Below are 12,545 nucleotides of genomic sequence, written 5' to 3' on the forward strand. Positions count from 1 at the left end.
CATATTCCGCAGCCGCTCCAGCGCCTGGGAAGGTCCCCTGCCTGTCATCCACCGCTCCACCTGCCGTTCCGGGGCTTCCGCGCCGGGATGGGCGCGGAACCAGTCCAGGGCGCCGCGCACCGCCGGGTCCTCCAAAAAATCCGACCGCCCCACCACACGGCACGGGAGGCCGTCGTGAGTCAGGCAGTCCTCCAGTACCTCCAGCTGGCGGCGGGTGCGGCAGAGCACCGCAAAATCGTCGAAGGAGCGCCCGCTCCGCCCGGCTTCCAGCGCGCCGGCCTCCAGCATGTCTATGCCGCCCATCCTGCGGGCGATCTCCTTTGCGGTAAAAACGGCCTCCGCCCGCTCGCTCTCCGCGTGGAGCAGGCGCACGGCGGCGCCGGAGGGGCGCGCCGCCGTCAGACGCCGCCCGGCCCCGCCGTTTTCCTCCACTACCTGCAGGGCGCAGGACAGGATCTCCGGGGTGGAGCGGTAATTCCGGGTCAGCGTGATCGTGCGCGTCTGGGGACAGTCGGAGCGCAGGCGGTCGAAGCAAGCCGCGTCCGCCCCCCGAAAGCTGTAGATGGACTGATCCGGGTCCCCGATGACAAACAAGCTCCCTCCGTCCCTCCGCCAGGCGGCGATCAGGCGGTATTGCAGCGGATCGATATCCTGAAATTCATCCACCAGCAGGTGGGTGAAGCGCGCGTCCGTCCGCCCCCCTTCCCAGCGGGAGAGGGTCTCCAGCAGCAGATCGTCAAAGTCCAGCAGGCCCGCGCCGGTCAACCGTTCCTGATACCGCTCTACCGCCGCTTCCTCAGTCGGCCGGCCGCTGGTTTTTGCCCGGGAGACCGTCTGGAGCAGTTTCCCCGGACTGTCCTTCCGCCCCAGCCCGGCCAGCACGGACGCGGCCAGCGCCCGCTGCTCATAGGGGTCGGCCAGCCGGCGGACGCCCAATTCTCCCCGGAGCAGCGTCAGGCAGATGGAATGGAACGTACCGATGGTCATGGCCCGGGCCCGGCGCTTGCCCAGGCGGGCCTCCAGCCGCTCCCGCAGTTCGGCGGCAGCCTTGTTGGTGAACGTCACCGCCGTGATCGTGCCGGGCCGGGCGCCCTGCTCCACCAGCCAGGCGATGCGGGACACCAGGGTCTTGGTCTTGCCCGCCCCCGGTCCCGCCACCACCGCCACGGTGGGCGCTTGCGCCTCCACCGCCGCGCGCTGGTCCGGGTTGAGCGCTTCCTCCGTCTGGGGGAGCTCCCGTTCGTTTGTCCGCTTCTTTGGGGCCGGCGCTCCTCCGTCGGGGGCGGCCGGTCCGCGCCGGGGCGCCGGACTCCCAAAGAGGCTCACCTGGCCCCGGAACGTCTCCCGCTCGGCGGGCGTGAGCAGTCCGATCATGCCGTATACCCCATCGTAACCCGGCTGACGCTCCACCTCGCCGGCCCGAAGGCGGCGGATCCCCTCGGCCACACAGGGGCCCGCCGCATGCCGGATGTCCTCGATGGGCGTCTCCCGGAGGATGGTAAACTCCGGCCCCAGCCGTTCCAGCATATCTTCATATTTGGCCGCCGTCCGTTTGCCCGACGCGGAGCCGCCCTCCGAGGCGGCGATGACCTCCGGCAGCGGCGCCAGAGACTCAAACGCCCTGGCGGCCGCAGGGCGAAAGCCCTCGGGCCGGTCGGAAAGCTGTTCTACCCGATGCAGTACGCCGGTGGTAAGCCGCTTGCCGCAGACCGGGCACTTTCCTCCCGCCGCCTGGGCCTGCGCCGGCGAGAGGCACTGCGCGCAGGGGCGGTGACCGTCGAAATGATATTTGCCCTCCTCCGGGAAGAATTCGATGGTGCCATAAAAGCCCTCCCCGGTCTGGATGGCATGGGCCAGCTCCGGATAGGACCGTCCGGTCTCCAGCAGGTTGGCCTCCCGCCCCAGCTTGGCGGGAGAGTGGGCGTCGGAATTGGAAACCAGGGTATAACCGTCCAGGGCGGAAAGCCGCCAGTTCATAGGCGGATCGGAGGAGAGGCCGGTCTCCAGCGCATGGATATGCCCGCTCAAGTCCCCAAAGCACGCCTCGATGGTATCAAAGCCGGAAAAAGCGCCGAACAGGGAGAAGTGAGGCGTCCAGATGTGGGCCGGGAGGAAGACCGCGTCCGGGCAGGTCTCCAAAGTGATCTCCAGCAGGTCCCGGCAGTCCAGGCCCAGGATGGGCCGTCCGTCGGAGCGGATGTTTCCAATGGCCTCCAGCCGCCGGGACAGGTTCTCCGCCGCCTCCAGGTGGGGCAGAAGGATCAGGGAGTGGACCTTGCGCACCTTGCCGTCCTTTTTGTAAATGGTGCTGATCTCTCCGGTGACCACAAAGCGGGGCGCATCCGCCGGGCCGTCCCTGAGCCGGTAAAGCCCTTCCTCCGCCTCGGTCAGCGTTTCCTTCAGCTCCGCCCTCCAGGCCGGATGGGTAAAGTCTCCGGTGCCCACCAGACCGATCCCCTTCCGCCGCGCCCAGTCGGAGAGCCGCTCCGGCTCCAGGTCGCGGCTGGTGGCCCGGGAGTACTTGGAGTGAATATGCAGGTCTGCAAGATACATAGGACCTCACCCTCTCAGAATCGTATCGTCCACAATCACATCCGCCGAACGCACGCGCGCCCAGTCGAAACGGGAGACCAGCTCCCCCGCCCGCACCGGCGTGCTTCGTTCCAGCAGGCCCGCCAGATGGGCCAGCAGGCCCGTCAGCTCCTCCGGGGTATAGCGCCGCCGCAGCACCCCCATGTCCAGATCCCGCTCCCGTTTGGACAGCCGCCGCCCGTCGGGCGCCAGCAGCAGCGGGACATGGTAATACTCCGGACTGGGAAGGCCCAGCAGTTCCAGCAGGTACTGCTGCCGCGGCGTGGAGTCCAGCAGATCCCGGCCCCGCACCACCTCGCTGATCTCCATGCCGCCGTCATCCACCGCCACCGCCAGCTGGTAGGCATACACCCCGTCGGACCGGCGGAGGATGAAATCCCCACAGTCCCGGCCCAGGTTTTCCGCATAGCTCCCCTGGAGGCCGTCGGTAAAGCCCGCCGTCCGGTCGGGGACCATCAGCCGCCAGGCCGGGCTGCGGGTACGGGCGCGCTGCTCCCGTTCCGCCTGCGTCAGCGTCCGGCAGGTCCCCGGATAGACCGCCGAGCCGTCCGAGCGGTGGGGCGCGCTGGCCGCGAGACGCTCGGCCCGGGTGCAGAAGCAGGGATAGACCAGCCCCTGCGCTTCCAGCGCCTGAAAGGCCCCGGCATACCGCTCGGTGCGTTCCCTCTGCCGGTACGGGCCATGGGGACCGCCCGCTCCATAGCCCTCGTCCCAGTCCAGACCCAGCCAGCGCAGATCGTCCGCCAGCTGGAGCGCGTATTCCTCCCGACAGCGGTCCGGATCCAGATCCTCCATCCGCAGGACCATGACGCCCCCCTTCGCGCGCACCGAAAGCCACGCCAACAGGGCGGAAAACAGATTGCCCAGGTGCATTCTTCCGCTGGGGCTGGGGGCAAAGCGCCCCCGGACAGGTGCGTGCATGCCGCCTCACCTCCTGTATCGTTCCCTGTAACCTTACCACATTCCTCCCGCCGATACGAATGGCAAAAACGCCATATTTCACGATCTTAAGTTGATCTTATTGGGCAAAAATGATATATTTAAACTGTAATTTTAGGCGAGAGGGGCAATACATTATGATTTCTCTTGAATAGCCTTGCTACAAGCTACCCCCATATGATCAACAGGAGGTTATCATAAAAAAAGCATGAAAGGGTATTGGGTTATGACACAGAGCAGATCAAAACGGATCTATTTTATACTCTATCTGCTCTATTTTGTTCTGCTGATGCTCCACCACATTCTGGCCCCCGTGTTCCATTCGCTGGCCGCCGTCCGCTTCCAGCTTCTGCCCCGGACGGTTTATGAACTGCTGATTTTGGCTGCCGCCGTGTTCCTGCTGTGCGGCAGGAGCTACCTCAACGCACGGCTGCCCCGTACCGGCGGTGTGCTGTGGGGGCAGGCGGGCTGTCTGGCGTTGTCCGTCCTGACTACCGCGCTGCTCTGGCGCTTCGCCTCCATCGGAGCGGTACGCTTTGGACTGTTGCTGAGCTTGGGCAGTCTGTTCGACCTGTGCGCCGCTCTGCTCTCCCGCCGGAGGGACTAGCAAGTTTCTGTTGCCTTTTGCGGTCAAGCATGGTATAGTGATCCTACAATCCATCCTGCTCCGAGCGGAACCGTCTAAGGGCTACGGCCTATGACGCTCCGCCGCCGGGTCCCGCGCGGGCTCCGGTCTGGGTCGTATCGGAAACGGTGCGGCCTTCCGTCTTTGAAAAGGGGCTGCTTTCGCTGGAACACGGCTTTGGATCGTGTTCGGTCTTTTGTGCTGTGCGGGAGCGCTGTCTGTCAGACGGCGTTCCCGTTTTTATCGTTTGGGGAGGCTAGATTCATGAAGCTGATCGACACCCGCGACGCGGTGGGGCACGTGCTCTGCCACGATCTGACCCAGATCATTCCCGGCGTCACGAAGGACGCCCGGTTCCGCAAGGGGCACGTGGTCGCGCCGGAGGACATCCCGGTGCTGCTGTCCATGGGCAAGCAGCACCTGTACGTATGGGAAAAGGCGCCCGGCATGCTCCACGAGGACGAAGCCGCCGAACGGCTGCGCGCGCTGTGCCAGAACGAGCACATGCATCCCACGCCGGTCAAGGAGGGTAAGATCGAGCTCATTGCCGACCGCGACGGGCTCTTTCAGGTGGATGTGGCGCGGCTTGCCGCCCTCAACGGAGCAGACGACATCATGATCGCCACCCGCCACACCAATACGGCGGTGCATCCAGGCGACAAGCTGGCGGGCATGCGCATCATCCCGCTGGTCATATCGGAGGAAGCCCTTCGCTCGGCGGAGGCCCGGGCCGGGAGCGCCCCCCTTCTCTCCCTGACGCCGTGGAAGCGGAAGACCTGCGGCCTCATCACCACCGGCAGCGAGGTGGCCAACGGGCTTATTCCGGACGCGTTCACGCCCGTGATCATGGATAAGCTGGCCGCCTACGGCATTTCCGTCACCGAACACTGCCTGCCCGGCGACGACATGCAGGCCATCACCGCCGCCGCTCTGGCGTATCAGGCCAAGGGCGTGGACCTGATCCTCTGCACCGGCGGCATGAGCGTGGATCCGGACGACAAAACCCCCGGCGCCATCCGGAACACCGGGGCGGAGATCGTGTCCTACGGCGCGCCGGTTCTGCCGGGCGCCATGTTCCTGCTGGGCTACTTCCCGGACGGCACGCCGATCCTGGGCCTCCCCGGCTGCGTGATGTACGCCAGGGCCACCATTTTTGATCTGCTGCTCCCCCGCATCGCGGCGGATGTGCGCCTCGGCCGGGCCGACCTGAAGGGACTGGGACACGGCGGGCTCTGCCTGAGCTGCCCGGAGTGCCACTATCCCAACTGCTCCTTTGGAAAAGGGGTGTAGCGGATGGTGACCGGCATCGAATTGGAACAAGCCGTGGCCCTGATCACCGGCGCTTTGGCTCCCCTGGGGACCCAGACGCTGCCGGTTCCCGACGCCCTGGGCTACACGCTGGACGCCGACGTGACCGCCCCATTGGACCAGCCCCCGTTTGACCGCTCCCCGCTGGACGGGTACGCACTGCGCGCGGCAGACATCGCCTCCGCCTCCTGGGAGCGGCCCGTCCGCCTGCGCGTTGTGGAGACGGTATACGCCGGAGGCGTGCCCCTCCTCCCCCTGACCGCCGGCGCCGCCGCGCGCATCATGACCGGAGCCATGCTGCCCGCCGGATGCGACTGCGTGCTGCGGCAGGAGGATACCGACCAGGGCGATCCGGTGGTCTCCATTTACAAGCCGCTGCGGCCCTGCGAAAATTATGTTAACCGGGGAGAGGACTATCGCTCCGGGACCGTGCTGCTCCCCGCCGGAATCCGCCTGGACGCGGCGGCCGTTGGCCTTCTCTCCAGCGCGGGCGTGTGCCAGGTGCCCGTCCGGCGCAGGCCCCGGGTATTCGTGCTCTCCACCGGAGACGAGGTGGTCTACCCCCACGTGCACCCTCTTCCCCCCGGAAAGATCTACGGGTCCAATCTGAATCTGCTGCTCGCACGTCTGAGCGAACTGGGCATTCCGGAGGCCGGCGGCGAGCACGCGGGGGACGACCCACAGGCTGTGGCCGAAACCATGGAGCGGTTGTTGGGCTGCTGCGACGCGCTGATCACCACCGGCGGCGTTTCGGTGGGCGACAAGGATATCTTCCACCAGGCCCTCCCCCTGCTGGGCGCGGAGACGGTATTCTGGCGCCTGAACGTCAAGCCCGGCACCCCGGCCCTCTACTCCACCCGTCGCGGCAAGCCCATTCTCTCCCTCTCCGGCAACCCCTTTGCCGCCGCCGCCACGTTCGAGCTGCTGGCCCGGCCGATGCTGTGCGCCCTGTCCGGGGAGGAGCGCCTGCTGCCCCAGCGGAGGAGCGCCCGGCTGGACACTGCGTTCTCCAAGTCAAGTCCCTGCCGCCGTTTTCTCCGCGGACGCTGGCAGGACGGCCGGGTCAGCCTGCCGGAGGGGCACTCCTCCGGACAGCTGGCCTCTCTGGTGGGCTGCAATTGCCTGGTGGACCTTCCGGCCGGGACCGGGCCGCTGGAGCCGGGGCGGCTGGTGGAGGTACTGCTGCTGTAGCGGCGCCGGCGCAGAAACCGCCGCGCCCTGAAATACGGAATCTACCGATACGGAGGCCTATCATACGATGGACGCGAACTTCAATCACTTCGACGGGGCGGGCAACGCCATTATGGTGGATGTTTCCCCCAAGCAGCCCACGCTGCGCGCGGCGTCCGCCCGCGGAAAAATCCGGGTCTCCCGCCCGGTGCTGGATGCCATCCTGGGGCACACCGCCGCCAAGGGGGACGTGCTGGGCGTGGCGCGGGTGGCCGGCATCATGGCCACCAAGCGCACCTCCGACCTGATCCCGCTCTGTCATCCGCTGATGCTCTCCCACGCCTCGGTGGATTTCACCGTTCTGGAGGAGGAGGGCGCCATCCAGGCCGAGTGCACGGTGAAGCTCTCCGGCAAGACCGGGGTGGAGATGGAGGCGCTGACCGGGGTCACGGTGGCTCTGCTGACCATTTACGATATGTGCAAGGCTGTGGACCGGTCCATGGAGCTCTCCGACATCCACCTGGTCCATAAAGAAGGCGGCAAATCGGGGGTGTATGACCGTGGATAGGCCTGCCGTGGTTGCGGTATCCGGGGTAAAAAATTCGGGCAAGACCACCCTGATCGTGGAAATGCTCCCCCACCTCACCGCCGCCGGCCTGCAGGTGGCGGTGATCAAGCACGACGGCCACTGCTTCCTTCCCGATCCGCCCGGCACGGACACCGGACGCTTTATGGCCGCCGGAGCCTGGGGCACCTCGATTTTCGACGGGGAGAAGTACAAAATCGTCAAGCGGGAGACCGCCGACGAGAACGCCCTGATCGCCCAATTTCCTGAGGCTGACCTGATTTTGCTGGAGGGCTTCAAGCATACGGCGTGGCCCAAGCTGGAGCTGGTGCGTCCGGGCAACTCCGAACGGAGCGTGTGCGACGCCTCCACCCTGCTGGCCCTGGTCACCGACCTGCCGCTGGAGCTGCCCGGAGTGCGGCGCATCCCCTTTGGAGACGCGGCCGCGGCTGCGCAGGTCATCTTGGATTATGTCAACCAAGGAGGCGAGTACCGTGCTTGACCGCTATGGGCGGCGCATCCATTACCTGCGCGTCTCCGTCACCGACCGGTGCAACCTGCGCTGTGTGTACTGCATGCCGCAGCAGGGCGTGGAGTGGGTGGCGCACAGCGCGGTGCTCTCTTATGAGCAGCTGCTGCGTCTGGTCGGCCTGCTCGCCCGGCTGGGGGTAGACAAGGTGCGCCTCACCGGCGGGGAGCCGCTGGTCCGCCGGGACCTGGCACAGCTGGTGCGGGGGATCCGGAGCGTGGAGGGCATTCAAAGCGTGAGCCTGACCACCAACGGCGTGCTGCTGAAGCAGCAGCTGCCCGGCCTGATGGAGGCGGGGCTCTCCGGTGTGAATCTCAGTCTGGACACCCTGGACCGGGCGCAGTACGCCGCCATTACCCGGCGGGACGCGCTGGACGACGCCCTGCAGGGGCTGGAAGCCGCCCTGGCCGCGCCGGGACTCTCCGTCAAGCTCAACTGCGTGCCCATGGGGGAGAACGACGCTCAGCTGGTCCCTCTGACCGCGCTGGCCAGAGATCGGGATCTGGCCGTACGCTTCATTGAGCTGATGCCCATCGGCCTGGGGAGCACGCTCTCCCGCAGAAGCGAGGCGGAGGTGCTGCAGCGCCTGGAGGCCGCGTATGGGCCCGCCGCCCCGGCCGGGCGCGGAGACGGGGCCGGACCGGGCCGGTATGTGACCTTTGCGGGCTTTGCCGGCCGCGTGGGTTTCATCAGCGCGATGACGCATCAGTTCTGCGGCGACTGCAACCGGGTCCGTCTCACCGCCACGGGGTTTTTGAAAACCTGCCTTCAGTACGAACAGGGGGCGGACCTGAAGGCCCTGATGGAGGCGGGGGCGGACGACCGGACGCTGCTGGCGGCGATGGAGCGGGCCATTCTGGAAAAGCCCGCCTGCCACCATTTTTCCGAGGGACGCAGCCTCGGGGACGAGGGTAAGACGATGAATCAGATTGGAGGGTAAACCGATGGGCAAAGTCATTGCTGTTTGTACCAGCCGGCAGAAGGGAACCCAGAAACGGAACGTGGGCAGCGCCCGCTTCCGGGCGGACTGGGGCATTGAAAACGACGCGCACGCCGGCGCCTGGCACCGGCAGGTCTCCCTGCTCTCCCACGAACGGGTGGAGGAGTTCCGCGCCCGGGGCGCTGTTGTGGACGACGGAGCCTTTGGAGAAAATCTGGTGGTGGCGGGCTACGATTTCAAATCTCTGCCGGTAGGCACCAGATTCCAGTGCAACGACGTGGTGCTGGAGCTGACTCAGATCGGCAAACAGTGCCACGCACACTGTGAGATCTACAAGGTCATGGGCGACTGCATCATGCCGCGGGAGGGCGTGTTCACCCGGGTGCTCCACGGCGGCGTCATTTCCGTCGGGGATGAGCTGACCATTCTGGAGGAGGCGCCGTTATGAGAGCTGCCGTCATCACCCTCAGCGACTCCGGCTACGCCGGCCGGCGGGAGGACAAAAGCGGCCCGGTCATCCGGGCGCTGGCCGAGGCGGCGGGATATGAAATCGTCCACACGGCCCTGCTGCCGGACGGAGTGGAGCCTCTGGCCGCCGAACTGCGCCGCCTGTGCGACGGGGAGCTGGCCGATCTGATCCTCACCACCGGCGGCACCGGTTTTTCCCCCACCGACCATACGCCGGAGGCTACGCTGTCCGTAGTGGAGCGCACCGCCCCCGGCATTGCGGAAGCCATGCGCTATCACTCCCTTTCCATCACCCCCCGCGCCATGCTCTCCCGTGCCGCGGCGGGTATCCGGAACCGGACCCTCATCGTCAATCTCCCCGGCAGCCCCAAGGCCGTGCGGGAATGTCTGGAATACATTCTCCCCAGTCTGGAGCACGCTCTTCAGATCTTAAAGGGGACAACGGGCGAATGCGCCCGATGAAATAGATCCGTCCCGATTCTTCGAGCCTGTCCGCCTAAAACAGCCGTACTGTCACGGCGGCGGGCCGGGGTGCGCCCGGAAACAGGCGTGCCTACCCGTTTTGTAAAGGAGAATGCAACATGAAAAAGCTCGTATCCCTGTCCCTTGCACTGATCCTCTCCCTGTCCCTGGCCGCCTGCGGCGGCGGCGGAACCGCCGCCTCTCCCGCTCCGGAGACCCAAGCCCCTGAAACGCCCGCTGCCGAAGCCGTGGAGCTCATCGTCTTCGCCGCCGCCTCCATGACCGAGACCCTCAATCAGATCGCCGAACAGTACAAGGACGCGGCCCCCAACGTGACGTTGACCTTCAACTTCGATTCCTCCGGCACGCTGAAGACTCAGATCGAGGAGGGAGCCGATTGTGACGTGTTCCTTTCCGCCGCCCAGAAGCAGATGAATCAGATCGACGCCTCCAGGGATGCCGACGGCGGCAATACCGACGCGCTGGACTTCGTGCTCCAAGGTACCCGCATCAATCTGGTGGAGAACAAGGTCACCCTGGTGGTGCCTGAGGGCAACCCGGCCGGCGTCTCCTCCTTTGACGACGTGGCGGCCGACAAGGTCAGCCTGATCGCTCTGGGCAACTCCGACGTGCCGGTGGGCCAGTACTCCGAAGAGATCTTCACCTATCTGGGCGTTTGGGAGCAGCTCAACCGCGAACAGAAGATCACCTTCGGTACCAACGTAAAGGAGGTCACCTCTCAGGTAGCGGAGGGCGCCGTGGACTGCGGCGTGGTATACGGCACCGACGCCTATTCCGCCGGGCTGGAGGTGGTGGCCGAGGCCCCCGCGGACAGTCACAAGCCCGTGGTCTATCCCGCCGCCGTGCTCAACCGTACCAAGCACGAGGATGAGGCCCGCGCCTTCCTGGATTACCTCCAGACCGACGCCTGCTCCTCCGTGTTCGAATCCGTCGGCTTCTCCATCCCCGGCTGAATCCTCGGCGGGGCGCGGTTATGTCTGCACGAAAGCTGGTGACCTATGGACTGGTATCCCCTCTTCAACTCCCTGCGCATCGCCCTGATCTCCACCTTCTTCACCTTTTTTCTGGGCATCTTCGCCGCCTGGTATGTCCACAAACTGCCCAGAGCGCTCAAGGGGCTGCTGGACTGTGTCCTCACCCTGCCGCTGGTACTGCCTCCCACGGTGGTCGGCTTCTTCCTGCTGAAGCTGCTGGGCCCCAACGGCCCTGTGGGCGGGGTGATCCTGGAGGCCTGGGGCCGGAAGCTGGTGATGACCTGGTACGCCTCCATTTTCGCGGTGATCATCGTCACCTTTCCGCTGATGTACCGCACGGTACGCGGCGCCTTTGAGGCCTTTGACCGCAGCCTGCTCTATGCGGGCAAGACCTTGGGACGCTCCAACGCCTGGGTCTTCTGGCGGGTGTTGATGCCCGGCTGCAAGCAGGGGCTGACGGCGGGCACGGTACTGGCTTTTGCCCGGGGGCTGGGGGAATACGGCGCCACTTCCATGGTCTCCGGATATACGCCCGGACGCACCGCCACCATCTCCACCACCGTCTATCAGCTCTGGCGGGAAGGCAACGACGCGCTGGCCTACCGCTGGGTCTTCGTGAATCTGGCGATCTCCTTCGCCGTACTGCTGTGCATCAATCTGCTGGAGCGGCGGGAGCGGGACGGGCGCTGGAGCGTCGGCTCCAGGGAGGTGTGAGGTGTCTCTGATCGTTGATATCCGAAAGGATTTTGGGAAATTTCGGCTCAGAGCCGCTTTCGAGGCCCAAAACGGCATTACCGGCCTGTTGGGGGCCTCCGGCTGCGGCAAAAGCGTCACCCTCAAGTGCATCGCCGGCATACAGCGTCCGGATGCCGGAACGATCCTTCTGGACGGACGCCCCCTCTTCGACTCGCAGCGGCACATCGACCTGCCCCCGCAAAAGCGCCGGGTCGGCTACCTGTTCCAAAACTATGCGCTGTTCCCCAACATGACGGTGCAGCAGAACATCGCCGCCGGGGTGCGGGAGCGGCGGGGCCGTGATGAGACGGTGGCAGGACTGGTGCGCTCCTTCCACCTGGAGGGCACCGAACACAAATATCCCCGTCAGCTCTCCGGCGGGCAGCAGCAGCGCACGGCCCTGGCCCGCATCCTGGCCAGCCGCCCGGAGGTCCTGCTGCTGGACGAGCCCTTTTCCGCTCTGGACAGCTACCTGAAATGGCAGGTGGAGCTGGAGCTGTCCGACCTGCTCGCCCGGTTCCCGGGACCGGTGCTCTTCGTTACCCATGATCGGGACGAAGTCCACCGCAACTGCAAAAACGTCTGTGTGCTGGATCACGGCAAGTCTCAGCCGCTGCAATCGGTGCACCAGCTGTTTCAGTCGCCCGCGACACTCTCGGCCTGTCTTTTGTCAGGGTGCAAGAACATTTCCCGGGCCCGTTCCCTGGGGGATGGCCGGCTGGAGGCCCTGGACTGGGGCGCCGTGCTGCGCTGCGCCGCGCCCCTGCCCCGGGAGCTGAGCCACGTGGGCGTGCGGGCGCACTCTCTCCGCCCGGCGGAAGGGCCTGGTGAAAACCGCCTTCTATGCCGCGTGGAGCGGGTGGTGGAGGAGGTCTTCTCCACGGTGGTCATGCTCTCCACCCCCGGCGGCCGCCAGGGCTTCTCCCAGCTCCGGGTCGAATGGCCCAAGGCGGAATGGGCGGCTCTGGAGCAGCCGGAGCAGCTCTGGCTGGAGCTGCCCCCGGAAGCCCTGCTGCCCCTAAGCGAACATTGAAACGACCCCGTGCGCGGGCCGGGCAGTCAAACTCCCAAGACACCTGCAGATTTGTCTTTCTTTCACCGCCTGTGAGCGGCGAAACGCTGCCGTGGGCTTCCTCTTACTCAAGAACAGTTTGCCTTCCTGCATGATCGTTAGCCCTTTTGACCGACTGAGCCCCTCCGGCGCGGGCCAATGGCCC

General features: G+C 65.9%; 13 protein-coding genes and 2 riboswitches. Of the genes, 11 read left to right on the plus strand and 2 right to left on the minus strand.

Annotated elements, in window-relative coordinates:
- Together MR825_RS10470 and gluQRS are read right to left on the minus strand one after the other, a co-directional pair.
- Positions 1–2,553, minus strand: a 2,553-nt coding sequence (locus tag MR825_RS10470) for a UvrD-helicase domain-containing protein (RefSeq protein WP_287880647.1), incomplete at its 3' end; no start/stop codon positions are given.
- Positions 2,554–2,559: 6 nt separating this feature from the next.
- Positions 2,560–3,513 (minus strand): tRNA glutamyl-Q(34) synthetase GluQRS, encoded by a 954-nt coding sequence (gene gluQRS, locus MR825_RS10475; RefSeq protein WP_186907210.1) that lies wholly within the window; start codon positions 3,511–3,513, stop codon positions 2,560–2,562.
- 244 nt (positions 3,514–3,757) lie between these two features.
- Here gluQRS and MR825_RS10480 point away from each other — a divergent pair, with 244 nt between their 5' ends.
- From MR825_RS10480 to MR825_RS10530, 11 genes are all read left to right on the plus strand, one after another.
- Positions 3,758–4,138 carry a hypothetical protein gene (locus tag MR825_RS10480; RefSeq protein ID WP_256175723.1) on the plus strand — a complete coding sequence of 127 codons (381 nt, stop codon included), beginning with the start codon at positions 3,758–3,760 and terminating at the stop codon, positions 4,136–4,138.
- Between the two features lie 46 nt (positions 4,139–4,184).
- Positions 4,185–4,327, plus strand: a riboswitch (molybdenum cofactor riboswitch).
- A 93-nt stretch (positions 4,328–4,420) separates the two neighbouring features.
- Entirely contained in the window at positions 4,421–5,446 is a 1,026-nt protein-coding gene (locus tag MR825_RS10485; protein WP_186908663.1) for a molybdopterin-binding protein, read from the plus strand.
- Between the two features lie 3 nt (positions 5,447–5,449).
- Entirely contained in the window at positions 5,450–6,655 is a 1,206-nt protein-coding gene (locus tag MR825_RS10490; protein ID WP_287880651.1) for a molybdopterin molybdotransferase MoeA, read from the plus strand.
- Positions 6,656–6,722: 67 nt separating this feature from the next.
- Positions 6,723–7,202, plus strand: coding sequence for a cyclic pyranopterin monophosphate synthase MoaC (moaC, locus tag MR825_RS10495; protein ID WP_186908662.1), 480 nt, complete (start codon positions 6,723–6,725; stop codon positions 7,200–7,202).
- The gene (gene mobB, locus MR825_RS10500; RefSeq protein WP_287880653.1) at positions 7,195–7,701 is read left to right on the plus strand and encodes a molybdopterin-guanine dinucleotide biosynthesis protein B; all 507 of its coding nucleotides are present in this window, start codon (positions 7,195–7,197) and stop codon (positions 7,699–7,701) included. Before moaC ends, mobB begins: the two co-directional genes overlap by 8 nt.
- Positions 7,694–8,668 (plus strand): GTP 3',8-cyclase MoaA, encoded by a 975-nt coding sequence (moaA, locus tag MR825_RS10505; RefSeq protein ID WP_256175731.1) that lies wholly within the window; start codon positions 7,694–7,696, stop codon positions 8,666–8,668. Before mobB ends, moaA begins: the two co-directional genes overlap by 8 nt.
- Before the next feature lie 4 nt (positions 8,669–8,672).
- Positions 8,673–9,116, plus strand: coding sequence for an MOSC domain-containing protein (locus MR825_RS10510; protein ID WP_186908659.1), 444 nt, complete (start codon positions 8,673–8,675; stop codon positions 9,114–9,116).
- Entirely contained in the window at positions 9,113–9,598 is a 486-nt protein-coding gene (locus MR825_RS10515; RefSeq protein WP_186908658.1) for a MogA/MoaB family molybdenum cofactor biosynthesis protein, read from the plus strand. Before MR825_RS10510 ends, MR825_RS10515 begins: the two co-directional genes overlap by 4 nt.
- Before the next feature lie 6 nt (positions 9,599–9,604).
- Positions 9,605–9,725, plus strand: a riboswitch (molybdenum cofactor riboswitch).
- Positions 9,718–10,572, plus strand: coding sequence for a molybdate ABC transporter substrate-binding protein (modA, locus tag MR825_RS10520; RefSeq protein ID WP_287880656.1), 855 nt, complete (start codon positions 9,718–9,720; stop codon positions 10,570–10,572). It overlaps the preceding riboswitch by 8 nt.
- A gap of 45 nt (positions 10,573–10,617) precedes the next feature.
- Entirely contained in the window at positions 10,618–11,307 is a 690-nt protein-coding gene (modB, locus tag MR825_RS10525) for a molybdate ABC transporter permease subunit (RefSeq protein ID WP_186908656.1), read from the plus strand.
- A gap of 1 nt (position 11,308) precedes the next feature.
- Positions 11,309–12,361 carry a sulfate/molybdate ABC transporter ATP-binding protein gene (locus MR825_RS10530; RefSeq protein ID WP_287880658.1) on the plus strand — a complete coding sequence of 351 codons (1,053 nt, stop codon included), beginning with the start codon at positions 11,309–11,311 and terminating at the stop codon, positions 12,359–12,361.
- Positions 12,362–12,545 lie beyond the last annotated feature (184 nt).

Source organism: Lawsonibacter sp. (assembly GCF_022777125.1).
Taxonomy (GTDB): Bacteria; Bacillota; Clostridia; order Oscillospirales; family Oscillospiraceae; genus Lawsonibacter_A; species Lawsonibacter_A hominis.